At 45.4% G+C, this 26,574-nt stretch carries 26 protein-coding genes; all 26 read right to left on the bottom strand.

Annotated elements, in window-relative coordinates; genetic code table 11:
• Positions 1–74: 74 nt before the first annotated feature.
• The gene (locus ACM0P2_RS05420; RefSeq protein ID WP_159119451.1) at positions 75–359 is read right to left on the bottom strand and encodes a pyrimidine/purine nucleoside phosphorylase; all 285 of its coding nucleotides are present in this window, start codon (positions 357–359) and stop codon (positions 75–77) included.
• A 76-nt stretch (positions 360–435) separates the two neighbouring features.
• Positions 436–1,026 carry a DUF938 domain-containing protein gene (locus tag ACM0P2_RS05415; protein WP_159119450.1) on the bottom strand — a complete coding sequence of 197 codons (591 nt, stop codon included), beginning with the start codon at positions 1,024–1,026 and terminating at the stop codon, positions 436–438.
• 23 nt (positions 1,027–1,049) lie between these two features.
• Positions 1,050–3,674 carry a methionine synthase gene (metH, locus tag ACM0P2_RS05410; protein WP_419227395.1) on the bottom strand — a complete coding sequence of 875 codons (2,625 nt, stop codon included), beginning with the start codon at positions 3,672–3,674 and terminating at the stop codon, positions 1,050–1,052.
• 9 nt (positions 3,675–3,683) lie between these two features.
• Positions 3,684–4,751, bottom strand: coding sequence for a homocysteine S-methyltransferase family protein (locus tag ACM0P2_RS05405; RefSeq protein WP_159119448.1), 1,068 nt, complete (start codon positions 4,749–4,751; stop codon positions 3,684–3,686).
• Between the two features lie 3 nt (positions 4,752–4,754).
• Positions 4,755–5,693 (bottom strand): homoserine O-acetyltransferase MetA, encoded by a 939-nt coding sequence (gene metA, locus ACM0P2_RS05400; RefSeq protein ID WP_159119447.1) that lies wholly within the window; start codon positions 5,691–5,693, stop codon positions 4,755–4,757.
• Between the two features lie 117 nt (positions 5,694–5,810).
• Entirely contained in the window at positions 5,811–6,245 is a 435-nt protein-coding gene (locus tag ACM0P2_RS05395; RefSeq protein ID WP_173359452.1) for a DUF2802 domain-containing protein, read from the bottom strand.
• Positions 6,246–6,302: 57 nt separating this feature from the next.
• Positions 6,303–6,794 (bottom strand): chemotaxis protein CheW, encoded by a 492-nt coding sequence (locus tag ACM0P2_RS05390; RefSeq protein WP_105930182.1) that lies wholly within the window; start codon positions 6,792–6,794, stop codon positions 6,303–6,305.
• A gap of 17 nt (positions 6,795–6,811) precedes the next feature.
• The gene (locus ACM0P2_RS05385; RefSeq protein WP_159119445.1) at positions 6,812–7,609 is read right to left on the bottom strand and encodes a chemotaxis protein CheW; all 798 of its coding nucleotides are present in this window, start codon (positions 7,607–7,609) and stop codon (positions 6,812–6,814) included.
• Positions 7,610–7,616: 7 nt separating this feature from the next.
• Positions 7,617–8,381 carry a ParA family protein gene (locus tag ACM0P2_RS05380; protein ID WP_105930184.1) on the bottom strand — a complete coding sequence of 255 codons (765 nt, stop codon included), beginning with the start codon at positions 8,379–8,381 and terminating at the stop codon, positions 7,617–7,619.
• Positions 8,382–8,409: 28 nt separating this feature from the next.
• Positions 8,410–9,540, bottom strand: a complete 1,131-nt coding sequence (locus ACM0P2_RS05375) for a protein-glutamate methylesterase/protein-glutamine glutaminase (RefSeq protein ID WP_419227394.1) — start codon at positions 9,538–9,540, stop codon at positions 8,410–8,412.
• Between the two features lie 28 nt (positions 9,541–9,568).
• The gene (locus ACM0P2_RS05370) at positions 9,569–11,815 is read right to left on the bottom strand and encodes a chemotaxis protein CheW (RefSeq protein ID WP_419227393.1); all 2,247 of its coding nucleotides are present in this window, start codon (positions 11,813–11,815) and stop codon (positions 9,569–9,571) included.
• Positions 11,816–11,827: 12 nt separating this feature from the next.
• Entirely contained in the window at positions 11,828–12,583 is a 756-nt protein-coding gene (locus ACM0P2_RS05365) for a protein phosphatase CheZ (RefSeq protein WP_159119442.1), read from the bottom strand.
• A 34-nt stretch (positions 12,584–12,617) separates the two neighbouring features.
• Positions 12,618–13,001, bottom strand: coding sequence for a chemotaxis response regulator CheY (cheY, locus tag ACM0P2_RS05360; RefSeq protein WP_025254383.1), 384 nt, complete (start codon positions 12,999–13,001; stop codon positions 12,618–12,620).
• A gap of 36 nt (positions 13,002–13,037) precedes the next feature.
• A complete protein-coding gene (locus ACM0P2_RS05355) occupies positions 13,038–13,769 on the bottom strand; it encodes an RNA polymerase sigma factor FliA (protein WP_105930188.1) in 732 nt (243 codons plus the stop codon).
• Complete coding sequence (locus ACM0P2_RS05350; RefSeq protein WP_105930189.1) at positions 13,766–14,632, bottom strand: MinD/ParA family protein; 867 nt, start codon at positions 14,630–14,632, stop codon at positions 13,766–13,768. The genes ACM0P2_RS05355 and ACM0P2_RS05350 overlap by 4 nt, the downstream gene beginning before the upstream one ends.
• Before the next feature lie 5 nt (positions 14,633–14,637).
• The gene (flhF, locus tag ACM0P2_RS05345) at positions 14,638–16,068 is read right to left on the bottom strand and encodes a flagellar biosynthesis protein FlhF (RefSeq protein ID WP_419227392.1); all 1,431 of its coding nucleotides are present in this window, start codon (positions 16,066–16,068) and stop codon (positions 14,638–14,640) included.
• A 29-nt stretch (positions 16,069–16,097) separates the two neighbouring features.
• A complete protein-coding gene (gene flhA / locus ACM0P2_RS05340) occupies positions 16,098–18,197 on the bottom strand; it encodes a flagellar biosynthesis protein FlhA (RefSeq protein ID WP_105930191.1) in 2,100 nt (699 codons plus the stop codon).
• Positions 18,198–18,348: 151 nt separating this feature from the next.
• Positions 18,349–19,473: a flagellar biosynthesis protein FlhB gene (gene flhB / locus ACM0P2_RS05335; RefSeq protein WP_159119440.1), complete on the bottom strand. Its 1,125-nt coding sequence runs from the start codon at positions 19,471–19,473 to the stop codon at positions 18,349–18,351.
• A gap of 6 nt (positions 19,474–19,479) precedes the next feature.
• Positions 19,480–20,259 (bottom strand): flagellar biosynthetic protein FliR, encoded by a 780-nt coding sequence (fliR, locus tag ACM0P2_RS05330; protein WP_105930193.1) that lies wholly within the window; start codon positions 20,257–20,259, stop codon positions 19,480–19,482.
• A 12-nt stretch (positions 20,260–20,271) separates the two neighbouring features.
• On the bottom strand, positions 20,272–20,541 hold the full coding sequence (gene fliQ / locus ACM0P2_RS05325) for a flagellar biosynthesis protein FliQ (RefSeq protein WP_105930194.1): 270 nt from the start codon (positions 20,539–20,541) through the stop codon (positions 20,272–20,274).
• A gap of 8 nt (positions 20,542–20,549) precedes the next feature.
• The gene (gene fliP / locus ACM0P2_RS05320) at positions 20,550–21,305 is read right to left on the bottom strand and encodes a flagellar type III secretion system pore protein FliP (RefSeq protein ID WP_105930195.1); all 756 of its coding nucleotides are present in this window, start codon (positions 21,303–21,305) and stop codon (positions 20,550–20,552) included.
• Positions 21,298–21,750 (bottom strand): flagellar biosynthetic protein FliO, encoded by a 453-nt coding sequence (gene fliO / locus ACM0P2_RS05315; protein ID WP_105930196.1) that lies wholly within the window; start codon positions 21,748–21,750, stop codon positions 21,298–21,300. Before fliO ends, fliP begins: the two co-directional genes overlap by 8 nt.
• Positions 21,751–21,778: 28 nt before the next feature.
• Positions 21,779–22,186, bottom strand: coding sequence for a flagellar motor switch protein FliN (gene fliN / locus ACM0P2_RS05310; protein ID WP_014948639.1), 408 nt, complete (start codon positions 22,184–22,186; stop codon positions 21,779–21,781).
• Between the two features lie 17 nt (positions 22,187–22,203).
• Complete coding sequence (fliM, locus tag ACM0P2_RS05305) at positions 22,204–23,262, bottom strand: flagellar motor switch protein FliM (protein WP_159119439.1); 1,059 nt, start codon at positions 23,260–23,262, stop codon at positions 22,204–22,206.
• A gap of 27 nt (positions 23,263–23,289) precedes the next feature.
• Positions 23,290–23,826 (bottom strand): flagellar basal body-associated protein FliL, encoded by a 537-nt coding sequence (gene fliL, locus ACM0P2_RS05300; protein ID WP_105930198.1) that lies wholly within the window; start codon positions 23,824–23,826, stop codon positions 23,290–23,292.
• Positions 23,827–24,112: 286 nt separating this feature from the next.
• A complete protein-coding gene (locus ACM0P2_RS05295; RefSeq protein WP_419227391.1) occupies positions 24,113–26,407 on the bottom strand; it encodes a flagellar hook-length control protein FliK in 2,295 nt (764 codons plus the stop codon).
• Positions 26,408–26,574 lie beyond the last annotated feature (167 nt).

Here is a 26,574-nt window from a genome sequence, read left to right as displayed (position 1 = left end):
AGAGAAATTTTACAACCTCTGAAAGTCAATTCTACGAAAGTTTACATACAGAGTGAATTGAACGCTTTTAAGAATTAGCTGTAAAAGCAAAGATATGCGGTAGGCGTTGACACTTTTACATCGAAAGATTCGTTAGCAGGTACATTAAAACTAGTGCCAGTAACAAACGCCTGCCACTCTTCGCTTCCTGGTAACTTAACAACTAACTCGCCTTCGACCACTTTCATTAGCTCTTTTTGTGATGTAGAAAAGGTATATTCACCCGGCGACATAACCCCAGACGTACATGGTCCATTTGCAGACTCAAACCCAATCGAGCTTACTTTGTTGTCGAAATAATGGTTTACTTTAAAGCTCATAGCTACTCCTTTGATTAGGGGGCTGTTGATATTCACCAAGGTAGTTTTAGCAAAACGTTCAGCCCCTTGGGCTTATTCAGCGTTTCTGCCAAATAAGCATATGGTTATTGGCGGGCATGTCGATAATTTCGTTTAAGCTTAACTCGCCTGCCCAAGCAGTGAGCTCATTGATATCGCGGTAACCTCCATAGCCTCTTTCTAAAAGCGAGGTATGGAATGCCTGATTACTTTCAGATGTGAATTCACCACCATGAGTAAAAGGGCCATACTGGCAGAAAACGCCCCCTTTGGGTAAGTGCAACGCTACTGATTCAATGAGTAGCTTCGCCTCTTCTTTTTGCATGATATGCGCGGTGTTTGCCGTAAAAATGCCGTCTATGTCGAGGTTGGGAAAGTCATCTTGCCCAACGGTGAATGCAATGGGAGGTTTCACATTCCCCGTATTTGAATCACTCAGCCACGCGGCAATGCCTTCGTGATAATGTGGTTGGTCGCTTGTGTGCCAAATAAGATGGGGCAAATGCTCAGCCAAAAATACGGCGTGCTGACCTGTTCCACTCCCTATCTCTAATACCTGTCGGCAATTGGCAAATTTACGTTCAAGCACGCTCAAAATGGCGCGCTTGTTGTTTTCACAGGCCTGACTAAAAGGCTTTTCGATTTGCATACACGTTACCTGCCTAATCAGCATTAATCACTTAAGTTTGGACCCAACCACTTTTCAGCCTCTTCTAAGGTCCAGCCTTTACGTGTGGCGTAATCTTCTACTTGGTCAGCCTGGATTTTAGCTACGGCAAAATATTTAGCCTCAGGGTGTGCAAAATACCACCCCGATACCGATGCGCCCGGCCACATAGCGTAGCTCTCGGTCAGCTTCATCCCGGTGTGCTGCTCTGCAGATAACAAATCCCAAATTAGCTGCTTTTCGGTGTGCTCAGGACAAGCCGCATAGCCTGGCGCCGGACGAATACCTTGATACTTTTCGCGAATTAATTCTTCATTACTTAGTGATTCGTCTGCGGCATAGCCCCAGTAGTGCTTGCGCACTTGCTCATGTAGGTACTCAGCAAAAGCTTCAGCTAGTCTGTCGGCCACAGCTTTAACCATAATGCCATTGTAATCGTCGCCGGCTTTTATGAAGCTATCAGCCAGTTCGTCTTCGCCAATACCGCCTGTTACCGCGAATGCGCCTATATAGTCCTCGATACCGCTAGATTTATCGGCGACAAAATCTGCCAAACAATAGTTAGCAAATTTGTCTTTTAAGGTTTGCTGACGCAGATGGTGAGCAACGCCTTGGACCTCATTTCTCGACTCATCGCTGTAAATTTCTACATCGTCATTAACGCGATTTGCAGGAAATAGACCGATAACGCCTTTCGCTTGAAGGGTGTTATCAGCAATAATTTTATCTAACATAGCGTTAGCGTCACTGTATAGCGACTTAGCCTCATCACCCACAACTTCATCTTCAAGGATCCGTGGGTATTTTCCGGCCAAAGACCAGGTTAGAAAGAAAGGAGTCCAGTCGATGTACTTGCGAAGCGTTGCTAAATTAGCGGTAACAGGGGTAACACCCAAGTTCGCGGGCTTAACTGGCAAGGTAGTAAAGTCAGGCTTAAAGGCGTTTTCTCTGGCCTGTGCTAGCGTCACTGGCTTACTACGAGGCTTTTTACGTGCATGTTGTTCGCGTACGGTATCGTACTCTTTAGCAAGTTCTTGCGCGTAGATATCACGAGACGCTTTGTTGAGTAAGCGCTGACATACGCCAACAGCCCTACTCGCATTAGGCACATACGCAACAGGTGAATGGTAATTCTGTTCAATTTTTACCGCAGTGTGGGCTTTCGATGTGGTCGCACCGCCGATAAGTAATGGAATTTCGAAACCTTGACGTTCCATTTCTTTAGCAACGTGAACCATCTCATCAAGGGAAGGTGTGATGAGACCAGACAAACCAATCATGTCTACGTTTTCATCTTTGGCCGTTTGCAAAATTGTTGCCGCTGGCACCATTACGCCCAAATCGATCACTTCGAAGTTGTTACACTGAAGTACCACACCCACAATATTCTTACCAATATCGTGAACGTCACCTTTTACGGTAGCTAAAAGAATTTTACCGTTACTTTTAGCATCATCAGACTTTTCTTCTTCGATGTACGGCTGTAAGTGTGCCACCGCCTTTTTCATCACTCGGGCCGACTTGACCACCTGAGGGAGAAACATTTTTCCTTCGCCGAACAAATCACCCACCACGTTCATGCCGTCCATTAACGGCCCTTCAATAACGTGTAGCGGACGCTCGGCCTGCTGGCGAGCTTCTTCAGTGTCTTCAACGATGTAGTCGGTAATTCCTTTAACTAGAGCATGTTCTAAGCGCTTATTAACGTCTTGCTCACGCCAGCTTAAGTCTTCTTTTGCTGCAGCTTTGCCGTCACCTTGATAGTTAGGTGCAATGTCTAACAAACGCTCAGTAGCATCGCTTCTGCGATTCAGGATCACGTCTTCAACGGCTTCACGAAGTTCAGCTGGAATTTCGTCATACACCTCTAGCTGACCAGCATTTACGATAGCCATATCCATACCAGCGCGTATGGCGTGATACAAAAATACCGAGTGCATCGCCTCACGCACGGGATTGTTTCCCCTGAACGAGAAAGAGATATTAGAGAGCCCGCCAGAAATATGGGAGTGCGGGCAGGTCTGACGTATTTCGCGGGTAGCTTCAATGAAATCTACTGCATAATTATCATGCTCTTCAATCCCCGTTGCTACGGCAAAAATATTGGGGTCAAAAATAATGTCTTCAGGTGGAAAACCGATTTCCTCTGTCAGCAGCTTGTAGCTGCGCTGACATATTTCTACTTTGCGCTGCTGCGTGTCGGCCTGCCCTTTCTCGTCAAAGGCCATCACCACGGTTGCGGCACCGTAGCGTTTGATGAGCTTTGCTTGATTTAAGAAAAGTGCTTCACCTTCTTTTAAACTAATTGAATTAACAATGGCTTTGCCTTGGACGCATTTAAGCCCAGCTTCAATCACTTCCCATTTAGACGAATCAATCATAATGGGTACGCGGCTGATATCCGGCTCAGAGGCAATAAGATTCATGAAGGTGATCATGGCCTGCTTGGAATCAAGCATAGCCTCATCCATATTGATATCGATGATTTGCGCGCCGTTTTCGACTTGCTGTCTTGCAACATCAAGCGCGGCTTCATAATCACCATCAAGGATAAGACGTTTGAAGCGAGCCGAACCCGTAACATTGGTTCGCTCACCTATATTAATAAATGTGGAAAATTCTGCGCTCATAATGCCCTCCTAGTGTACAAACGGCTCTAGGCCTGACAAACGCATTTTAGGTTCAAATTGAGGCACTTTTCGTGGCGCGATACCCTCAACAGCATTTGCAATATCGCGGATATGCTCTGGCGTACTGCCGCAGCAGCCACCCACAATATTGACAAGTCCCGACTGGGCCCACTCTTTGATATGTTCCGCCATTTCGGGGCCTTCCATATCGTACTCGCCAAATTCATTGGGTAATCCAGCATTGGGATGAGCAGAAATAAGGCACTCGCTAACCGCGGCAACTTCATCGACATATTGTCGCAGAAGGTCTGGACCTAAAGCGCAGTTTAACCCGAAAGAGAAAGGGCTGATGTGGCGCATTGAGTAATAAAACGCCTCAGCGGTTTGCCCCGATAGCGTACGCCCTGAGGCATCGGTAATTGTCCCCGATACCATCACGGGTAAAAACTTGCCTAATTTTTCGAATACAGACTCCACGGCAAACGCCGCCGCCTTCGCATTTAGCGTGTCGAAAATAGTCTCTAGCATGATCAAGTCTACACCACCCTCGATAAGTGCCTCGGTCGACTCGCTATAGGCTTCAACTAACTCGTCAAAGGTTACGTTTCGTTTACCAGGGTCATTTACATCTGGTGATATTGACGCCGTGCGATTTGTTGGCCCTAGTACACCCGCTACGAATCTTGGTTTATTTGGTGTTTTTGCCGTGAATTCATCGGCTGCTTTACGCGCTAACTTTGCTGCAGCAAGGTTAATATCACGAGAATGCGCCTGCATGTCGTAATCAGCCATAGCAATGGTTGTCGCGTTAAACGTGTTGGTTTCGATAATGTCTGCGCCAGCGTCAAAGTAATCGCAATGAATCTGGTAAATAATATCAGGCTGGGTAATCACCAGCATATCGTTATTACCTTTTACGTCGCAGTGCCAATCTGCGAACTGGGTTCCGCGATAATCGGCTTCTTCTAGTTTGTGGCGCTGGATCATTGTGCCCATCGCACCATCAAGTATAAGAATACGTTGTTTAGCGGCTTCTGTAAGCGTTGCCTGCGCGCTTGAATTTGTTCTTTGGCTCACGTGCTACCTCTTTGGCTGTGACTTTTCAGCAAGCTGACTTAAATCGTAAGGAGTGGTCTGATAGACATAGTAATTCAGCCAGTTTGTAAACAACAGGCTACCGTGTGAGCGCCACTGTACAATGGGAGACTTGGCTGGATCATCTCCTTCAAAATAATTTTTTGGAATTGCAGGGGTTTGCCCTGCTGATAGATCTCTAAAGTATTCGTCTTTGAGTGTATCAGGATCATACTCTGGATGACCGGTTACGAATACCATCCGTTTATCATCTGAAGCGACAATATACGCACCTACATCATCTGACTCTGCCACTACGTTTAGGCCATCTACACTGTTGTATTGCGATGTTTGAATGTGACCATACCGAGAATGAGGGGCAAAGAATGTTGGATCAAAACCTCTTAATAACTCGTTATTAGGATCATTGACGTGATGTTTAAATACGCCTGAAAACTTTTCGTCTCTTATTTCTCGGGTAATGCCATAAAAGTGATACATAGCAGCGTGAGCAGCCCAACAAAGATATAGCGTTGAGTTAACATGACGCTGTGCCCACTCTAAAATTGTGGTCATAGTGTCCCAATACTTCACTTCTTCATAATCAATTAGAGCAAGAGGCGCTCCTGTTACAATGAGACCATCGTACTTCTTGTTCGCTACGGCAGAGAAGTCGTGATAAAAAGCGTCCATATGCGACTGCGGCGTGTTTTTTGGCGCTTGATTGTCAATACGAATAAGGTCCACATTGATTTGAAGCGGTGTATTTGAGAGCAAACGAAGTAGCTGTACTTCCGTTTCGATCTTATTCGGCATTAAATTAAGAATACCAACCTCAAGAGGACGAATATCCTGATTGGCCGCCCTGTCCATGTCCATGGTAAAAATGTTTTCACCTAGTAGTACATTCTGTGCAGGCAATTGCTCAGGAATACGAATTGGCATAGAGGGCTCCAGTGATAAATTACGATATCTGTATTGTGTCTATAACTGGGAATATGTCAACATCTTTACGTCTAGACGTCTAAACGTTTTTCTTTTCAGATTTGTAGAACTGTTTTGTTAATTACCTTGTTTGTGCACCATAACCAGCATTTCCGCCTCTGCTCTTGGTATATCACAGGCTTCAATAATCTCGTCAATGCTTGCCCCTTGCTTCACAAGCTCTGCTGCTCGCTGATAAAGGCGTAAAGAAGGATCTTGTAACCTAAGCTCGCGAAGCTCATTTTCAATGCTTATCTGCTTTTCATCTAGCTCTTTGAGGTGTCGAGTGATAACTATAGTTCTAGCCTGCGCTTCAGACTGCTGATTATTCGCGTTGTTTGCCAACGCTTCTACTCGGGCGAGCGCTCCAATATGCTCAGCTTGGCTAGTTTCTATAGAAGTACGCAGCTTACGAACGTGCGAGTACAACAGCCCAACCGTCACGGCAAGTACAACCACTAACACAATCAAAACTAGTTCTAACAAGGTAGGTGCAGCAAGCTGCCAATCCATGGACGTAACCCTTGGGGAAATGCAGGCAGTACTAAATAATACTGCACAGTCATTTATTTAGATATTGCTAAGCTCATCCCACTCTTCATCGCTTAGCAATTTATTAAGGTCAACAAGAATGAGTAATTCGCCATCGCGGTTACTAACGCCCTGAATAAACTTGGCGCTTTCCTCTGTGCCCACGTTAGGTGCACTGTCAATCTCTGAAGACTTCAAGTAAACCACCTCGGCCACGCTATCAACCAAAATTCCAACAACTTGCTCGTCAGACTCAATAATTACAATACGTGTGTTGTCTGTTATCTCTGTTGGCGGCAAACCAAATCGTGCACGAGTATCAATCACCGTTACCACGTTACCACGCAGATTGATAATACCTAATACATAATCGGGCGCACCGGGAACCGGAGCTATCTCGGTATAACGCAACACTTCTTGAACTTGCATTACGTTAATACCATATGTTTCATCACCTAGGCGATACGTAACCCATTGAAGGACTTCGTCATTGCTGTCGGTGGCATTACTACTTGTTCTTTCGTCGGTCATGAACCTGGCTCCCAATACTATGGCGTCTGGTCGTTACTGCTTAAGCCTTTGTTAAGCATAGATATTAATTCTTCAACGTCAATTAACGCGCACATTTTTTCTTTAACCATCCCCGCTAACCAGGGACGTTTTCCTGTGGACTCGCGCCATTTAACATCATCTGTAGTCAAATTGACCGTATTAACAAGCTTTTCACTTGCCAACCCCCACAAACTTTCTCCTAACATAATAAGATATCGGTAGTTGAGCGATTGTGCGAGGTTTTCATCATATTTTTCTGGCATTACCCACTTTGCTGAATCCACAACATTGAGTTTAGACTCTCTGTGCAGCATTACACCCATAAACCAATCAGGTTTTCCGAAAAGTGGCCCAATTTTCTCAATTTGATGAATTCCGCCTAGGGTAGTTAACGGTACCGCTAGCGTTAAACCCGCCACTTCAAAGAATAGCGCTTGAAAACGAAAACCGAGAGTATCCTTTAGTGGTACTTTCGATTTAATTTCAGTGTCTAAAAGCCTATTTTCCTGACTCTCGGTTTGAGCTACTGGGTTTCGCTTATTATCCTCAACAGAGTTAAGCGTCGACGTCTCTATAATCGACGTTACCTTTTCTGCGATCGCCTCTTCTTTGTGCTGGGTAGAATCTTGCTCTTCAACGCCTAATAGGGTTGTTTCCGCTATTTGTTGAGACGCTTGCTCAAGCAACTTAGCCGTGCGCGCAGTAACATCTTCCGGTGTTTCAGGCTCTTTGAGAAGGCTATCTAAGTAGGCCTCCATCACTTCTTCACGGGCAAAGGGTGATTGCTTGCTCATTATTTTATTACTTCTCCAACACGGCTAATAGCTTCGCATAAGCAGACACACCACGAGTTTTAGGATAAGCAGATGAAATAGGCAACTGCACTAAACTGGCATCTCTAAAGTGAGTATCTACGGGGATTACCCCTTCCCACACGCGCTCACCATAATCGCTTAATAACTTTTTACGTGATGCTAGCGCAGCGTTCGTTCGCTTATCAAACATAGTTGGAATTATCACTGTATCGAAGGTTTTATTTAACGAACGCCCCATAATTTCCATGGTCCGAATCATTCTGTCTAACCCCTTTAGTGCCAAATATTCTGTTTGCGTGGGTACAATTACTTTGTCGCATGCTGCTAGTGCATTGACCATAAGTACCCCTAAAACTGGTGGGCAATCAATAATCGCCACATCAAATTCATCAGCAATTTTAGCCAGGGCCTTTTTAAGGACTAACCCCATTCCTTGCTCACTCCCCATCGTCCTATCAAGGGTGGCTAACGCCATTGTGGCAGGCAGCACATACAGATTGTCTAACTTCGTTGGACTTAAGCAATCCATAACGTTATCGGCAGAAAGTGAACTAGACTGAATAAAAATATCGTAGACTGAATGACTCGTTGCTTCAGCGTCAATACCGAAATAATAACTCAGAGATGCATGAGGGTCGGTATCTATCATAAGTACACGCTTTCCCTGCTCTGCAAGCAAACCACCAAGGCTCACCGTAGTGGTTGTTTTCCCCACTCCGCCTTTTTGATTTGCTACAGTCCACACTTTCATGATGTTTATTCCGTTAGAGTCCAACGCGCTAGCGCATCTCGGTTTGAACGCAACTACCTATATCGTCAATATTAATGTTCTTGCTCGATATATTAGCAACCGCTACAGCTTGCGGCATGCCATATACAACACAAGAATCTTGATCTTGGGCCCAAATGGTTGCGCCTTTGTCTTTCAACAATCGACAGCCTTCCCGACCGTCTGCACCCATTCCCGTCAAGATAATACCTAAAACATCACCACCAAAAGCTTTAGCCAATGAACCAAACGTAAGGTCTACGCTAGGTTTATAATTGACCTTTTCCGACGCGCTTGCATCGGTTATTACTATGCTTTTGCTCAGGCCAATATTTTCTATCAACATTTGCTTGCCACCCGGAGCCAGATAGGCGTGACCCGGTTTTAATACGTCGCCATGCTCAGCCTCTTTCACGCTTATGTTGCAGTTTGAATTTAACCGTTGCGCAAACGCGGTGGTAAACGTACCAGGCATATGCTGGACAAGCAAAATAGGGTACGGAAAGTCTGCAGGTAAAGGCGCAAGCACTTTTTGAAGAGCAACAGGCCCGCCAGTAGATGCACCAATCGCTAAACATTTATAGCGTTTCCCCGTTGCCCTGACCGACGATACGGTGGGTTGCTTTGTAGCGTCCTTATGCCCGGACAATAATCCAGAGGTTTTAAAGAAAGCCTGTTTGGGCGCATTATCTGGGAACTGTCTTGTTTCCGTTGCTCTAAATAACGGACGCCTAAGACCAACGCCCCTGCGCGCTATCAACCTAACTTTGGTGCACAATAAATGAGATGCTTCTTTTCTATCTTGCGCAATATCTTCAAATTTCTTTGGCAAGAAATCGAGCGCCCCTGCTTCAAGGGCATCAAGCGTGGCTTGGGCGCCGTGATAGGTTAATGATGAAAACATAAGGATCGGCGTAGGCTTTTTATCCATGATAGCCTTCACCGCAGAAATGCCGTCCATTACCGGCATCTCCACATCCATAGTTATTACATCTGGTTTAAGCGCTTCTGCTTTTTCTAGTGCATCACGACCATTTCGCGCTTCCCCGACTACTTCAAGTTCTTTATCGCTGTCGAGTATTTCTCTTACCCGACGACGATAAAATGTCGAGTCGTCCACCACAAGGACTTTAAAGACCATGGATTACTATTCCTATTAATTCATCGCCTTACTTAATGGGTTTACGCGCATACCGTTTTAGAAGGCTCGGAACATCTAAAATAAGTGCAATTCCACCGTCTGAAGTTATGGTTGCTCCAGCCATGCCAGGTGTCCCCTGTAGCAAGGCATCAAGCGGCTTTATAACCACCTCTTCTTGACCTATTAGCGCGTCTACTACGAATCCAACTTGCTGTGTACCTATTTGTACAACAACCACGTGACCTTTATCTCTTTCAATATTTTTAGGGCCACGAATCAGCCATTCGCCGAGGAAGAACAACGGAATTGCTTTTGAACGAACTATCATTGTTAGCTGGCCATCGACCGTGTTGGTCTTCTTGATGTCCATGTTTATTATTTCGTTCACCGCGCCTAATGGTAACGCAAAGGTCTGTTTTCCTACAACAATCATTAGAGTAGGAAGGATAGCTAACGTTAAAGGGACTTTGATATCAAGTCGGGTACCTTTACCTAGCTGTGAATCGATATTGACCGTACCGTTGAGCTGGTTAATTTTAGTTTTAACCACGTCCATGCCCACACCTCGACCAGAAATATCGCTAATTTCTGTCTTGGTAGAAAAGCCCGGAGCAAAAATCAAGTTGAACGCTTCAACATCAGACATACGCGCTGCCGCATCAGCATCTAACACGCCACGACTAATGGCTATCTCCTTGAGCTTCTCGGGGTCCATGCCCTTGCCGTCGTCTTCAATGGTAAGAAGGATATGATCACCTTCTTGAGACGCTGACAGTTGGACGGTTCCCATTCTTGGCTTGCCCGCTGCCGCGCGATCATCAGGCATTTCAATGCCATGATCTACCGAGTTTCTAACCAAATGCACTAATGGATCGGCCAGTGCTTCAACCAGGTTTTTGTCTAAATCTGTTTCTTCACCAACAAGCTCAAGCGTAATTTCTTTCTTTAAGCTTCTTGCGAGATCTCGAACAACGCGAGGGAAGCGACCAAATACCTTTTTAATTGGCTGCATCCGCGTTTTCATTACCGCACCCTGTAGGTCGCCAGTAACTACATCAAGATTAGCAATCGCTTTAGACATGCTTTCATCGTTGCTATTAATACCAAGGCTAAGCAAACGATTTCGCACCAGAACAAGCTCACCCACCATGTTCATTATCTGATCAAGGCGTTTAGTATCAACCCGCACGGTTGTTTCGGCTTGAGGTGCAGAGGCAGCCGCTTTCTTATCATCCTTTTTAGGTGGAGCACTTGCTGCTTTTGCTGGCGCGCTGGGGGTAGATGGCGCTGGAGCACTTGGTGCAGGAGTTGGTTTTGGCGCTGCCTCTTTGGCTTTTTGAACAGCTTCAGTCGCTGCCTTGTCGACAGGTGGCTCTACCTGCTTAGGCGCTTCACCTAACTTGGTTGGTCCTTGACCTGAACCATGTAATTGGTCAAGAAGGGCTTCAAATTCGTCATCGGTAATTTCTTCGTCACCGCCTGTGCTTGAAGATGCTGGCGCTGCAGGCGCTTTAGTCTCTACAGCTGGCGCTTCGTTGGCGCTGAATTGACCTTTGCCATGTAAATCGTCTAACAGCGCTTCAAATTCTTCGTCGGTAATATCGTCGCTATCACTTATCGCAGAGGTTGTTGAAGCGGCCGGCTTTGACTCAGATGCAGAAGGCGCTTCAGTTGTAGCTGATGATGAGCGACCCGGTGCCGAAGAACCGTGAAGTTCATCGAGCAGCGCTTCGAACTCATCTTCAGTGATTTCGTCAATACCGCCACCGTTATCGCTTTTACTCTCTGCCTCTGCTGTAGGTTCTTCTATTACTAGCTCTGGCTCATCCGCAGCGGTTTCTTGTACAGGGGCGCTTAAAGAGTCGAATATGTTTTCGTCTGGCGTTTCAGGACGACTCAATTTATGCAGTGTATCAACTAACTGCGCGTCTGCAGGTTGCAGTGGCTCCTGAGCCTTCACTCGTTCAAACATTTCTACAACCACATCGGTGGCCTGCAGAATAATATCCATGAGTTCAGGGGTTAAAGTTCTTTGCCCGTTTCGCATCACATCGAATACGTTCTCTGCACCGTGGCAAATTTCGACGAGTTCTGTGAGAGAAAGGAAACCAGCGCCTCCTTTTACTGTATGGTACCCTCGGAATATTGCGTTCAGTAAATCCGCGTCTTCCGGGTTGTTTTCAAGATCAACGAGCTGTTCTTGTAATTGTTCAAGAATCTCTCCAGCTTCAACCAGAAAGTCCTGTAATATATCCTCGTCAACATCAAACGACATGCGCCCGCTCCCCTAAAAACCTAAGCTAGACAAAAGATCATCTACGTCATCTTGGCCTGAAACGACATCATCTCGTTTTTCGGCGTCAATAATTGGGCCTTCTGCCTCTACACCATCTATCTTATCGGCCTTAACACGAGATGGTTTAGTATGTTCTTCTCCATCGCGCTCGCCAAACATGGTAAGCATGTTGACTAAGCTGTCCTCCACCTCTTTTACAAGGTCAATAACGCGACGAATAACTTGCCCCGTCAAGTCCTGATAACCTTGGGCCATCAGCACTTCAGTAAGCAGTTGTGTTAGTTTAGCTGACTGAAGCGAACCTTCTTCTAATAATTCGTCTAAGTCTGCACACAACGCTTTGAATTCACCAAGCTCAATTTGGCGATTCATTAACTTTTTCCATTCTGGCATTACCTTATCGATGCGCATTGAAAGCATTTCTGCTATTGGCATGCTCGCTTCAACGGCATCCATAGTAGTATTAGCAGCTTTCTCAGTTTCTTCAATAACGTAAGTCAGGCGGGACTGAGCATCCGGAATATCGTCGGTTGCTAAGTTTTTAATGCGATCATCAATCTGAAAGTTATTTAACGCGTCATGAAGTTGACGCGTTAATTTTCCTACTTCAGCAAACAACTCAACGTTTTCTTTCATTGATGCTGCTTCAAGTAGGGCATTGGCTGAAGCGTTATCACCTTCTTCAAGATAAGTAACGAGTTGCTTGGCTTCTTCCAACGAAATTGGAACGTTTATATTCGTTGCCATCCAGTAAACCTCATTTATCTGGTGAGCGTCTGGATCAACCTAAACGTTCGAAAATTTTGTCTAATTTTTCTTTTAGCGTTGCTGCTGTAAAGGGTTTTACTACGTACCCGTTCACACCGGCTTGCGCTGCAGCAACGATTTGTTCTTTTTTAGCTTCAGCAGTAACCATAAGAACAGGTAAATGTTTAAGCTTGTCATCTGCTCGAATTGCGCGAAGCAAATCGATACCTTGCATGCCGGGCATGTTCCAGTCAGTAACAACGAAGTCAAAATCACCTTGCTGCAACATTGGCAGTGCAGTGCTTCCGTCATCCGCTTCTTGGATGTTGGCAAAACCTAAGTCTTTAAGAAGGTTTTTGATGATACGTCTCATGGTAGAAAAATCATCAACCACAAGAATTTTCATACTTTTGTCCAAAATAGCCTCCAATGAGGGGTTAATTGTTATTAATTTCTATTCTTCGTCAGCCTGCCACGACTTCATTCGTGATTTGAGTTTTAACATGGCCTGACTGTGAATTTGACTGACTCTTGACTCACTTACATCAAGAACCTCACCAATTTCTCGTAAATTCAATTCTTCATCATAGTACAAAGAAAGCACAATCGCTTCCCGTTCAGGTAGCGTTGTAATCGCTTGGGCAAGTGCTTTTTGAAAAGCGCCCTGCATCAAGTCTTCCAGCGGCGCATCACTGCCTCTACTCTGCTCAGTCGTGATTACGTCCTCCGACACACCCAAATCTTCTATTCCGACAAGTTTGCCGGCATTTACTTCATTGAGCATTTGGTGATAATCCTGCAAGCTTACGTTAAGCTTTTCAGCAATATCAGAATCTCTTGCATCCCTTCCGGTCTCACCTTCTACTTGGGATATAGCTTCCGAAATAGCACGTCCGTTACGATGGACTGAACGAGGGGTCCAGTCTCCTTTGCGTATTTCGTCTAGCATTGCACCGCGAATACGGATGCCTGCAAAGGTTTCAAAGCTAGCTCCCTTAGAGCCATCAAAATTTCGTGCAGCTTCCAAAAGCCCAATCATGCCTGATTGGATAAGGTCATCAACAAGAACACTTGCAGGCAACCTAGCCATCAAGTGATGCGCTATACGCTTAACCAATGGCGCATGTCTTTCGACTAACTGCGACTTATCGGTTTGTTGTTGATAAGCGGCTGCCTTGCTGTTCAACGCTGATTTCCTACTGCTTTTTCTGCAACAAGTTGTTCAATAAAAAATTCAAGATGTCCGCCTGGCTGAGCCGGGATGGGCCATGACAATGCTCTACTAGCAAGTTGTGTTATGGCCACTGCGGCTGGAGAGCCTGGATAGGCATCTACAATAGCCGTTTGTTTTCTTACGGCTTTACGAATATTTTCATCAAATGGAACCGTTGCCACTAATTCTAGTGCAACATCCAAAAAACGCCCTGTCACTTTACTTAATTTACTAAATAATTCTTGGCCTTCACGCACGTCGCGCACCATATTAGCCACTACCTTAAAACGAAAAACGCCATGTTCGCGATTTAAGATTTTTATTAGGGCGTAGGCATCGGTTAGTGAGGTAGGCTCGTCGCAAACCACGACCATGATATCTTGAGAAGCCTTCGAGAAGCTCAATACCATGTCTGAAATTCCAGCAGCAGTGTCGACAATCAGCACGTCTATCGGCGTTCTTAGCTCGCTAAAAGCGCGGATCAAACCTGCGTGTTGAGTTGGGGACAACTCTGCCATCGACTGCGTGCCAGAGGTGGCCGGCGCAATCTTGATCCCGTGCGGACCGGTGACGAGAACATCGTCAAGGGTACATTCACCTGAAAGCACATGAGATAAGTTTTTCTCTACGCGAAGTCCTAGCATAACATCAACGTTTGCCAGACCGAGGTCCGCGTCAAGTACCATGACTCGCTTACCCTGCTTCGCCATAGCGATAGCGGTATTGAGAGTAATATTTGTTTTACCAACGCCACCTTTGCCTCCGGTGACGGCGATAACCTTGATTAACCGTGATTGCTTCATTTTTCTTAAGCTACTCGCTTGATCGTCAATCATACTACTTATGCTGTTTTAATTGCGTTGTTACCACTAGTATGATTCAAACCGTACTTTTTATAAAGCTTTGCAGCAGCGGAAACTAAAGATTTCGCCTCTGCAATCTTAATGTCTTCTGGCACTTTCTGACCATCGGTGACATAGCTAACCGGTAGTTGGTACTCAACGGCAGCGCTCAATACCTCTCCCAAAGAGTAGCATTCATCTAACTTCGTGAAAATACAGCCACTTAATTCAATATCATCATACGCTTGGATGATTCTTTGAAGCGCTGGATATTGGGTATTGGCTTGCGCCACCAAATATTTTTTCACTTTAGGCATTTGACCGTTGTCAAATTGCTTAATTTGTTTAATTAATCGACTATCGCGCTGACTAAACCCTGCCGTATCGATTAATACTAGTCGCTTATGACGAAGTTGGAATAATAAATCGGCTAACTCTTCACTAGTCTGCGCTTTTCTTACCGTACAGCCAATAATTTTTCCGTATGTCGCTAGCTGCTCATAGGCAGCTATTCTATACGTATCTATGGTGATCATAGCGACTGACTCTGCACCATACTTTTGCGCATAACGGGCTGCCAATTTGGCAACTGTTGTTGTTTTACCTGTTCCGGTAGGACCAACCAACGCAACCGCACCTTGTGAACTAAGTATATCGTTCCCCGTCACATTTATGCGATTAGCCAATAGGTTAAGAAGATAAATCCACGCGTCACGTTCGTTATAGTGAGCTGGCGTGTAATTTATTAGCTGATTAGCGAGAGCATTGCTCAACCCCATATCAACTAAACGCGTGGTCAAGTACTGGTGAACTGGTTTTTGACGCTTATTTTTTGCTTCCATAAGGTCAGCAACTTGATATTGCAGAACGTCCCGTAGAGACGCAAGCTCTTCTTTTATTTGTGCAAGTTCTGCCGATTGTGTCATTGGCGCTTCGCCAATGCTTGAGGCTTGGTGGTCAGGAAAGGGTAAGTCATTAGCACGATGACCAGCACTCTGCTGACTTTCCACATCATCAATAAATGCATCAGAAAAATCCAAATGTGACGCTATCTCGTTGGCGTGCTTTGCATTAGCTGACATAGGTTGAGGGCGTTGCTGGATGTGGTTTTCAGCAACGTTAGATAATGTTCCTGGATTGGCTGTCGCAGCCGCAGCACCATGCTGTTTTTCTAATAAGGCTTTTAGGCTATCTGGACCGTCGTCGCCAATTATTTCACTCAAGCTTGGCGTAGCCTTTTGACCAGGCGCTTTTGAGGCAGCTTTAGGAACAGCGAGTTTTGCATCGGGCTCTTTATCATAAGCTGCAACAAGCTCTATACCATCAGCCACTTTGCGGTTTGACATGATAACGGCATCACTGCCTAACTCTGCTTTAACCTGGCTTAACGCCTCACGCATATCTTTGCCGAAGAAACGTCTAATTTTCATTGCAACCTCTCCAATCACCCAGCGTCAGATTATTGACCAACCGAACTGACTATTTTTATTTGTTTGTCATCAGGAACTTCTTGATAAGACAGTACATGAAGCCCAACAACCGAATATTTTAAGAAGCGAGAGAGTACCGGTCTCAGCATGCCAGATGTTAGAAGCACAGCAGGCTCACCTTCTAACTCTTGTTGCTGACTGGCTTGTTGCAGTGATTTTTGCAACTTATCTGCCAAGCCTGGTTCAATACCAGCACCGTCTTCGCCACCTGCTTGAAGTGACTGGTGCAACATCTGTTCCAACTCTGGCGCCAAGGTTATGACAGGTATTTCTTTCGCCCCTTGGGTTATCTCTTGAACAATAAGTCGTTTAAGTGCGATACGTACCGCAGATACAAGTACATCAGGGTCTTGACTGCGAGTACCATACTCACTTAGGGTTTGAACGATGGTTCGCATATCGCGAATAGGCACACCTTCAAATAGCAATGTTTGCAGCACTTTCACCACTGTACTAAGCGGAAGAATATCAGGTACCAAACCTTCAACAAGTTTAGGGTGCTGTTTGGCTAGCATATCAAGAAGCTGCTGGGCTTCCTCGTGCCCAAGTAACTGATAGGCGTTGTTGGTCAACAGCTGACTCAAGTGGGTTGCTACCACGGTCGCCGCATCCACAACCGTATAACCCAATGTCTGCGCATGCTCTCGTTTGTTTGGTTTAATCCATACTGCATCCAGGCCAAATGCTGGGTCCTTGGTTGCTCGTCCTTCTAGTTTACCGAAAACCTGTCCAGGATTAATGGCAAGCTCTTCGTCATGACTAATCACTGAATCACCAATAGTAACGCCTAGCATGGCAATGGTGTATGTATTGGGCTCTAGGTCTAAATTATCGCGAATATGAACGGGTGGAATAAGAAACCCAAGCTCTTGAGACAGCTTTTTACGCACCCCTTTAATACGCGTCAATAACTCACCACCTTGTGACTTATCAACGAGTGGAATAAGGCGATACCCTACTTCTAAACCAATAGTATCAACTTGTTGTACATCGTCCCAGCCCAACTCTTTCACTTCTGGCGCGACGGTTTCGCTCTTAGACACATTGTCGGGTACTGCAGGTGCAGCAGCCTTTTTCCGAGCTTGTACCGTTTGAAAATAAGCAAAGCCTGCAATCAAGAAAGAAAAACCAAGAAACGCTATGTGAGGCATTCCCGGAATGATCCCCATGACAAATAGCACGCCCGAAGCAATGTATAGCGCCTGATTATTTCCCAGCTGGCCGCGTATTTCTTTGCCCATTTCCTGAGATTCATTTTCACGAGTAACGATAATTGCGGTGGCAACTGAAAGCAGTAGTGAAGGAATTTGAGCGACCAGACCATCACCTATGGTCAAGATTGTGTAGATTTCTATTGCGTTTCCGAATGAAAGGCCATGCTGAATCATGCCAATAAATAGGCCGCCAACAATGTTGATTAGCATGATGAAAAGCCCGGCAACTGCGTCACCTTTCACAAACTTTGATGCACCGTCCATCGAGCCATAAAAGTCAGCTTCTGCAGTAATCTCTTCACGACGCTGGCGCGCTTGATCTTGGTCGATATAACCCGCATTCAAATCCGCATCAATTGCCATTTGCTTGCCTGGCATAGCGTCAAGAGTAAATCTTGCACTTACCTCAGAGATACGGCCAGCACCAGCGGTGACTACTTTAAAGTTGATAATAAGTAAAATAGCAAAAACAACGATACCTACGGCATAGTTGCCACCAATAACAACGGCGCCAAAGGCTTCAATTACTTTTCCCGCGGCATCTCCGCCCTCATGACCGTAAAGCAATACAACCCGCGTGGATGCCACGTTTAACGCAAGTCGAAGTACTGTTGCAATTAACAAAACAAGAGGGAAAATACCAAAATCAACAGGTTTTTGAGTGAGAACAGCAACCAATATGATGACGAGAGATAACGCAATATTAAAACTGAAAAGCACGTCCAGCAGGAAAGGCGGCATGGGTAAAATAACCATGCCCATGATTGCCAAAAGGACGATGGGCGCGCCTAGACCACTCGTAAAATTTTGCAGCTGATTTTTATCGAATCGCTGAAGATAACCGGATAACTGCATGGCTTGGTGTCTCTCTATCAGAAAATTGACGCTTTATATGAATCTGAAAGGGAGTTTTCAACTAACGTGCCAGCTTTATTACTAAACTGCTAATCGGCTAAAAATAGCGCTATCTTGATTATGGTAAGCTTTTTCCGGACGATGACTGTGATTATCGACGATATTCTGGCGGAATGGGCAAATCTCGCTTGAGCGGTTTAGGCCGCTTGCCTTTCCCTGCCCTATGCGCCTTCAATTGATACACATGAGCTAGCACCTGCGCTACCGCCATAAATAAAGCGTTGGGAATTTCATCGTCGACTTCTGTTGAATAGAAAATAGCGCGAGCTAGCATCGGAGAAGGGATTAAAGGTACATTATTTGCGGTAGCGATTTTTCTGATGTGCATTGCTAACTCATCTGCACCTTTAGCGACAACCACTGGCGCTCTTAAACCCTTTTCATCGTATTTAATAGCGACAGAAAAGTGAGTTGGGTTGGTAACAACCACGTCTGCTTGAGGCACTTCCTGCATCATTCGCTTGGTTGCAGCTTGATATTGCAGGCGACGAATACGCCCCTTAACCATAGGGTCGCCTTCTGCGTTCTTTCTTTCGTCTTTGACCTCTTGTTTGGTCATCTTCATTTCTTTGTTGTGCTTATACATTTGGTAAGGCACATCAATAAGTGCAATGGGGATCATTCCACACACTAAAATAAGAAAAGCCCACTTGAGCATGTCGAGCGCATGAAAGATATTGCCTGGATAGAGTTCCATATCAAGATGCAGCGCTTCATCTTCAAAGTACAACAACGCGCCAATTGCCATGCCGATAATAACGACAACCTTGGCAATAGATTTTAATAGTTCTACCAATCCATTGGTGCCGAACATGCGCTTGAACCCCTGAATCGGGCTCATTTTAGACCCTTTGGGTTTTGCTCCTTCCCATGTGAAATTGTAGCCGCCAAGGGCAATAGAACCATAAATTCCAGCTATCATTGCGACAACCATATATAGCAATACCGCAGGGCCTACCGCCGTAAAAGCCTCTCCCCATGCGCCAAACATATGGGTAATATCGTAGGTTTCGTCGCGAGAAAGAATAAACATTCGCTGAGTAAGTTTAAAAACAGATTCTGCAATCCAGCCACCGACGAATAGAAACATAACGGCGCTGACTATTAGCACCAGTGTCGTGGATAACTCCCGGGAACGAGCCAATTGCCCTTTTTTTCGGGCATCTTCGAGTTTTTTCCCCGTGGGGTCTTCTGTTTTTTCGCTTGAATCTGCCATTATTTCCTACGGACAAATATTCAATAATTCACACATAAACTGCTCAGCCCTAAACCATTGGGTTTCAAAGTGAGCAGTAAAGTTATCCAAGGTTATCCAAATAATGAGTAGACCCATTACTTGTGCTATGGAAAAACCAATACTGAAAATGTTTAATTGCGGCGCAGCTTTAGTCATTACACCGAAAGCCAAATTTACAATTAATAATGACACAATTGGCGCAAGTGACAGGGTGATAGCCGAGATAAACATCCAGCCTCCCCAGTGCGCGATATCGCGGAATTGTTCGCCCGTCCACCACGCTTCGCCTATTGGGAATGCCTCAAAACTCATTACGATCATTTGAATCATAGACAGGTGGCCGTCTAGCGTCCAGAACAAGAGCGTAGCAAGTATCAAATAAAACTGTCCCACCGCAGGTACGTTAATACCGTTGACTGGGTCGACAATAGACGCAAAGCCCAAACCGGTTTGCATCGCGATTATCTGCCCTGCCAGCACGAAGGTGTTAAGTACCATCATTGAAATAAAACCAATGGCTACACCTATCAGCAGTTGTTGGATAACAATTAAGAAGGTGCCCACATCCACCAAGTTTTCAATCGGTGACGGAGGAACGACGGGCATGATAATAAGCGTAAGCATGATGCCTAAAAGCGCCCTCACTTGGGGCGGAATAGACTTAGCACTCAATCCAATCATTGCCACGAATAACCCGCTAATCCGCATAAAGGGCAGCAGCATGTCAGCCAAAAATTGATTGATGGTGGCGAGTTCGACTTCCACTTTATTGACCTTCTATCCCACAACTTGCGGGATCATATCGACCATTCTAAAAGTGAAGTCCATGAGCTGTTGCACCAGCCAATTTCCTCCCCAGCTAAGGGCTAAAAGTGTAACAAGCAAACGAGGTAAGAAGCTCATTGTTTGTTCATTGATACTGGTTGCAGCCTGAAACACTGCTACCACTAGGCCAACAATCAAGCTTGGAACAATAACGGCGCATACCAAAACGATGACCATAAACATGGCTTCTCGCAGTATTTCTACAAAGACTTCTGGTGACATAAGGCCTCCTAGACGCCCATACCGAAACTGGTTGCCAGCGTACCGAAAATAAGATTCCAGCCGTCCACAAGCACGAAGAGCATAAGTTTAAATGGCAGGGACACAATCATCGGCGATAGCATCATCATACCCATGGCCATCAGGATAGAAGCAACAACCAAGTCGATAATTAGAAAGGGAATAAACAACATGAAACCAATCTGAAACGCGGTTTTAAGTTCGCTGGTCACAAAAGCTGGAATAAGGATAGTAAGCGGTACTTCGTCGGTATCAGCATACTTCCCTTCATCACCTGCAATGCGCACAAAGGTTTCCAGATCTTTCACTCGTGTCTGCGAGAGCATGAAAGCACGCATGGGTCCTTTGGCTTGTTCAAGTGCGTCTAAACTAGTGAGCTGTTCGTTGAGATAAGGCTGTAACGCGCGCTCATTAACCTCGTCAAATACTGGTGCCATAATAAACATGGAAAGAAACAGGCTAACCCCAATTAATATTTGGTTTGAAGGGGACTGTTGTAATCCAATTGCTTGGCGCAATATCGATAAAACCACGATGATACGAGTGAATGACGTCATCATCATGATAAATGCAGGAATTAGGCTTAGCGCTGTCATGATAAACAACGCTTGGAGTGTCATTGAATAATCTTGCGTACCGTCTTGATTAGTGGTGACGGTAACCGCTGAAATACCTTGTTGCGCAAACACTGGCTCTGCAAACGAGAGGAGTGATAGCGCAAGAACCAGCCAAGTTAGCTTACGCATCTTTTGTTCCTTCCTTCGTATCATTCTTTTCAATATTAGGGTTAAGTTTTCCCGCCATCGCCTCAACTAACTTTTGTTTGAACGCATCTGCGCCGTTTGGCTTCTCGCCACTTGTTCTGCCTAAGCCTTTAACAGGTATGTCCAGGTTTTTATCAAGCTTGCTCAAATGGGAAATGTTATGGCTGGTTATGCCGATAAGGTGCTGCTCATCGCCCACCTGTATCACCATTATTTTTTCTTTTGTACCTACAACCATACTAGCTGCCACTTTCATTTGATTGCTACCCATGGCAGTGACATTAAACCGACGCATAACATAAGCCAGCGCGAAAATAACACCAACAACAACTAACAAAGAAAGGAAAATTGACAGTACTGATGTGGGATTGGTAATGGATTGTGTCGACTGCGCGAGGGCTGGCTGACTAAACAAAAGGGGCAGCATTACGCAACCCCTTACTTTATAAGAAGTTTTATCTGAGCTTCTTGATTCTCTCAATTTGACTAATAACATCCGTTAATCGAATACCGAATTTGTCGTTGACCACTACTACTTCACCATGAGCAATCAACGTGCCATTAACTAATACATCTAGTGGCTCACCGGCAACACGATCCAGCTCCACCACAGAACCCTGGTTCAACTGTAGCAGATTTCGGATACTTATTTGACTACGACCGACTTCCATCGAAATAGTCACAGGAATATCGAGAATGGTATCTAACTTTTTCTTTTCTTCTTGCGTAATTGGCGCATCGTCAGTTAGCTCGTCAAGTTCGGCTACCTGCACATCTTCATTATCGCCAGCTTCTTGTTCCGCTTCAGATTCGGCTTGCTCAGCCATGGCCGCAGCCCAATCGTCCATACCGTCTTCACTCATGGGAACTCCCCTTTACCTTACAGGTCTTCTTCGAGTACTTGCAGTTCTGCGTCATTATCAATAATGCGCCCACCGCGGGTTAATAACTGTAGCTCAGACTTCACTGAAGTCGGTCTTGCAATCTTTTCTACTATTTTCAGCGCTAAATTGTCTCTGCTTCGACCTAACTTAGCCCTGAATGTGGGTAGATCTTCAATTAATACGGTGATGGTTTCTGGCATTTCCACAGGGATAATATCGCCAGGTTTAAACTCCATCACGTCGCGAAGAGGCACATCGACATCCAGCATATGGGTAGTGAGCGCCACCTTAACATCCATAATTTCGTCGCGAAGGGCTTTACTCCATCGCAAGTCCGTGTCTTCTTTGTCGCTTTGAACACCCGCATCAAGCAATTCGCGAATTGGCTCTAGCATTGAGTATGGCAACGATACATGGAAGTCTCCACCACCGCCGTCTAACTCAATGTGAAATGAGCTGATTACTACCACCTCAGTTGGACTCACAATGTTTGCCATTGCAGGGTTAACTTCTGAGTCTAGGTATTCAAACGACACGTCCATAACCGGCGCCCATGCCTCTTTATAATCTTCGAAGATTATTTTCAGCAGCATCTGAATAATTCGGCGCTCTGTCGGCGTAAATTCCCGACCTTCAATTTTCGCGTGATATCGACCATCACCGCCAAAGAAGTTGTCTACCAGAATGAATACCAACCGGGCTTCCATAGTGATAAGGCCAGTGCCCTTCAGGGGACGGAAACGCACCATGTTTAAGCTTGTTGGTACGAATAACGTATGAATATATTCGCCAAACTTAATCATTTGAATACCGTTAATCGATACTTCGGCAGAACGACGCATCATATTAAACAGGCTTACCCGCATGTGACGTGCAAAGCGCTCATTCACAATTTCAAGCGTAGGCATGCGCCCACGCACAATTCTGTCTTGCGAGGAGAAGTCGTACTCGAGCGTAGAAGCATCAGAGTCACCATCACTGACCTCATCCTCTTCTACATCATCTACCCCATGCAACAGGGCATCGATTTCATCTTGAGATAATAAATCACTCACGGTCTTCTACCTTACAAAGTCAATGCATTACTGCATGACAAAACCAGTAAACAATACGCGTTCGACAACGTCGTTACCCGTAATGTCTTTCAATGCTTTTTGCACTTCACTTACTGCCTGCTCGCGAAGCTCAATTTTCCCTGCTTCTGTGACCAGGTCATCCGCATTCGAAGTGCTAAAAGCCTGTAGCAACGTGCCCTCAATCAGGGGAATATGCGTTTTTGCCAGCTCTTCATTGTCAGAGCCACGCACTAAAAGCTGTACTTTTATTTGAACCAGTCTGTCTCTGCCAGAACCGGGAACGTTGAAAACGAAAGGTCGAGGCATGGCTACGTACAATGCGGTTCCCATCTCGGCATTTCCCGCAGCTGGCGCAGTTGCTGCTTGCGCGGCGGCCGCATCAGCTTCAGCTAACTGCTCTGCAGCGGGCTCATCACCACCTGCAAACAATAAGAAATAGGCAGCCGCCCCACCTCCAACAAGAACGACGGCGATGATGATAATCAGCATCATTTTGCCTTTCTTTTTACCGCCTTCTTCTACTTGTAACTCTTCATCAGCCATGTGCAACTCATCAGTAATTCTAGGAAAAAACGTATTATCAAGGTTCCGTCAAAAATGGCAATGCCATTCTGCGTGAATGCCTAGTCTATCGAGCTCTGTGCGCAAAATTTTGGATCACAAAGTTAAGTCAACGGCCCTTTATTCTCAAACAAGAATGCTTGGCACCGAAATCCATTTATCTCGATAAGTTCAAATAAACCCATCCACTGACGGTACAGTCAAACATAGCAGCACTGGTCTATTCTCACCATTCAACCTATTGCTAAAAATGCCGAGTTTTAGCTACTTAGGCATAAAAATCGATACCGCCTTTTGCTGCCCGAGTGACTGACTGCTCAATCACGCGCCCGTTCTCCATCTCATCTAACTCGTCATTACCGTTACGATTTCCGTCGCCACGGCCTTCATTCTCGTTACCTGCAAGTTGCTGGCCATTTTCGTTACCAGACGAATTATCTTTTCTCACTTGGGCATCCCCCAACTCTATGCCCTGTTCAGAGAGCATATCCCGTAGTTTAGGCATCGCCTCAGATAATGCCTCTTTTGCCTGCTGTGATTGGACGATAAAACTAACGCTCGCCGCGTCACCCGACACATTTACACGAACCTGCATACTGCCAAGTTCAGGTGGGTCTAAACGAATTTCAGCCATGGTATTTCTGGCATTAACCATCCAGCGAATTTTTTCATTTAACTGCTGCTGACCTTCAGGCTTATGAATATTGACGGCTTTATCAAAACCCTCAAACTGCTGCTGAGATTTTGACGCTTCGGCTCTAAGCTGGTTGTTCTCATGCATAACAGTGTCGGTTTGCCCAAGCATGCTGGCAAAAGCCTGTTGAGCACTTGCTTGGGTTTGGTTCATTAGATTAAGAAATTGAGTGGCTTGGCCATCAACTCGAGCCGTCATTGAAGCGATAACGTCGTTACTTACTGCAGCCTCTTTCGCTGCATCCGCTATGATAGCTGACAAATCAATACCAGGCTCTCTGCCTTGCTGCACTTGCTGCTGAAATTCGTTGATGCCAGCAATAATATTTGCTTTCACACTCTGTTGTTGTGAACCACTTGGCATGCCCGCCACTACGCGTTCAGCAAATGTTTCCGCTGCTTTCTGGGCGCTTTGTGGCGATAACTCACTTATAGCGGTTAGAAGGTCTTTTGGCACTGCCCCAACCAGTTCGTCATTGGCTGATTGCCCTTGGTCACTACTGGAGTTCGTTTTAAGACCTACGTCAGATGAAGTTGCATTATTAGCGTTCGTCACTTTAGCACTCACTTCTTCAGTTTTTACTGACACCGTTGCCGCTGTCAATTCAGCAAGTGATGCTTCTGCTTTTGCTTCTGAAGAAGCTTCGTCCAATGACAATTCCTGCATACTTTTAAGTTCATCAGAAAGCAGACTTAACACGAGGGATTCATCGGCTGAGTTTTTACCGCCGGTCAGCACTCGATCAAGCTTACTTGCGCCTTCCGCTTCCCCGCTACTATCTTGCACTCCATCGCCTGCGCTTTCTTTTTGCTGCATGAGCTGTGCAATTAACGCAGTAAGCCCCTTGTCGTCATCAGAGTTCATATCGGATTTAGCATTAGCGGAGGCATGTATAAGCGCATTATTAGCGTCTTCATTGCCACCACCTTGTCCGCCTTTGGCATCAGCCCCAAGTAAAAGCGATGTTAAAGCACTAAGCATTTGTTGTGCTTCGCTCGAAATAGACTCTAAGGTGATGTCACCTTCACTGCTGCCGTTATTAAGCTGAGATAGTAGATGTGCCATTATTGAAGGGGCGTCGCTGGCATTAACATCGTCGGGAAGTTTCCACAATTTGCCGCTTTCTTTCACAGAAAGGACGTTCACTGCCTCATCTACAACTGCGGAAATATCATTGTTGGCTTTAGGGTTCGATGCATCTGAAGATTGCTCGTTCTTGCCAAAACGATTTGCTACTGTTTCTACATAGGCAATCCAGTCTGGCTCTTCATTTTCATTTCCAGGCTTACCGTCTGGCGTACCTGGTGTGGTAATAACACCCGCTTCGGCGTCCTTTTTACCACCAGCTCCAATAACGAATTGTGCCTCGGTCACCGTTTTTTGCGCCGTGTTACCTTGCGCGTCATCGACTGCTAGGTTTACATCTCCCTCTTCATCAGTGGTTTGCTGTGTTTTGGCCGACTCTCTGTCTTCTGCAATCTCTTTTGAGCCTATTTCAACGCTTTTTTCTTTTGTATCCGCCGCTGAATCGGAAGGTATGTCCGTTTCATTCTTTTCAACGGGAAGATCAGTGTGACCTGCATCACGATCTTTATCGCTTTTCATCGTATTATTAGATGCTGGAGACGACGCATGGGTGTCGTTTGAGCAATTTGCTGCGCGAGATTGAGAACTCAAGGTCTCTTTGTCATTTAAAACAAAATCTGATTTGCTCGATTTTGCTTCTTCATAAAGTCGATTAAATGCTTGGTTATTTACACTGCTTACTTCTTGCTGGGTGCCAATACTTGTTCCAACGGCTTTAGCCGTACTAGAAGCAGAAAAGGGTAATGCGGCAATGTCTGTTTTTTGTGCGGCAACTTGTTGCATATTGTCCTACCGTCCTACATTTAAATCGTCTTTTACAAAGAAGACGTAACATGATGCGAGTAATGTGTTTGGCTTTATACAAACCATTTAAAACCTAGTTACTCGCAACCCCACTAATGCTTATTAAATAACAATCACTTAGTTCGATTCGGATACCCTATATGGCT

Origin of the sequence: Alteromonas sp. OM2203 (assembly GCF_048517045.1) — a bacterium.
GTDB lineage: Bacteria > Pseudomonadota > Gammaproteobacteria > Enterobacterales > Alteromonadaceae > Alteromonas > Alteromonas gracilis.
This window is presented reverse-complemented; position numbering and strand designations above follow the sequence as displayed.

What these genes read in the sequence shown, in the direction of transcription:
- fliL (WP_105930198.1), bottom strand. Translation starts at nt 23,826, where the DNA reads ATGGCTGATGAAGAGTTACAAGTAGAAGAAGGCGGTAAAAAGAAAGGC.
- fliQ (WP_105930194.1), bottom strand. Translation starts at nt 20,541, where the DNA reads ATGTCACCAGAAGTCTTTGTAGAAATACTGCGAGAAGCCATGTTTATG.
- ACM0P2_RS05390 (WP_105930182.1), bottom strand. Translation starts at nt 6,794, where the DNA reads ATGACCGACGAAAGAACAAGTAGTAATGCCACCGACAGCAATGACGAA.
- ACM0P2_RS05395 (WP_173359452.1), bottom strand. Translation starts at nt 6,245, where the DNA reads ATGGATTGGCAGCTTGCTGCACCTACCTTGTTAGAACTAGTTTTGATT.
- ACM0P2_RS05370 (WP_419227393.1), bottom strand. Translation starts at nt 11,815, where the DNA reads ATGTCGTTTGATGTTGACGAGGATATATTACAGGACTTTCTGGTTGAA.
- fliO (WP_105930196.1), bottom strand. Translation starts at nt 21,750, where the DNA reads ATGCTGCCCCTTTTGTTTAGTCAGCCAGCCCTCGCGCAGTCGACACAA.
- fliP (WP_105930195.1), bottom strand. Translation starts at nt 21,305, where the DNA reads ATGCGTAAGCTAACTTGGCTGGTTCTTGCGCTATCACTCCTCTCGTTT.
- flhB (WP_159119440.1), bottom strand. Translation starts at nt 19,473, where the DNA reads ATGGCAGATTCAAGCGAAAAAACAGAAGACCCCACGGGGAAAAAACTC.
- ACM0P2_RS05385 (WP_159119445.1), bottom strand. Translation starts at nt 7,609, where the DNA reads ATGAGCAAGCAATCACCCTTTGCCCGTGAAGAAGTGATGGAGGCCTAC.
- ACM0P2_RS05295 (WP_419227391.1), bottom strand. Translation starts at nt 26,407, where the DNA reads ATGCAACAAGTTGCCGCACAAAAAACAGACATTGCCGCATTACCCTTT.
- flhA (WP_105930191.1), bottom strand. Translation starts at nt 18,197, where the DNA reads ATGCAGTTATCCGGTTATCTTCAGCGATTCGATAAAAATCAGCTGCAA.
- ACM0P2_RS05350 (WP_105930189.1), bottom strand. Translation starts at nt 14,632, where the DNA reads ATGATTGACGATCAAGCGAGTAGCTTAAGAAAAATGAAGCAATCACGG.
- ACM0P2_RS05375 (WP_419227394.1), bottom strand. Translation starts at nt 9,540, where the DNA reads ATGGTCTTTAAAGTCCTTGTGGTGGACGACTCGACATTTTATCGTCGT.
- ACM0P2_RS05380 (WP_105930184.1), bottom strand. Translation starts at nt 8,381, where the DNA reads ATGAAAGTGTGGACTGTAGCAAATCAAAAAGGCGGAGTGGGGAAAACA.
- flhF (WP_419227392.1), bottom strand. Translation starts at nt 16,068, where the DNA reads ATGAAAATTAGACGTTTCTTCGGCAAAGATATGCGTGAGGCGTTAAGC.
- metA (WP_159119447.1), bottom strand. Translation starts at nt 5,693, where the DNA reads ATGCCAATTCGTATTCCTGAGCAATTGCCTGCACAGAATGTACTACTA.
- fliN (WP_014948639.1), bottom strand. Translation starts at nt 22,186, where the DNA reads ATGAGTGAAGACGGTATGGACGATTGGGCTGCGGCCATGGCTGAGCAA.
- ACM0P2_RS05420 (WP_159119451.1), bottom strand. Translation starts at nt 359, where the DNA reads ATGAGCTTTAAAGTAAACCATTATTTCGACAACAAAGTAAGCTCGATT.
- metH (WP_419227395.1), bottom strand. Translation starts at nt 3,674, where the DNA reads ATGAGCGCAGAATTTTCCACATTTATTAATATAGGTGAGCGAACCAAT.
- ACM0P2_RS05415 (WP_159119450.1), bottom strand. Translation starts at nt 1,026, where the DNA reads ATGCAAATCGAAAAGCCTTTTAGTCAGGCCTGTGAAAACAACAAGCGC.
- ACM0P2_RS05365 (WP_159119442.1), bottom strand. Translation starts at nt 12,583, where the DNA reads ATGGCAACGAATATAAACGTTCCAATTTCGTTGGAAGAAGCCAAGCAA.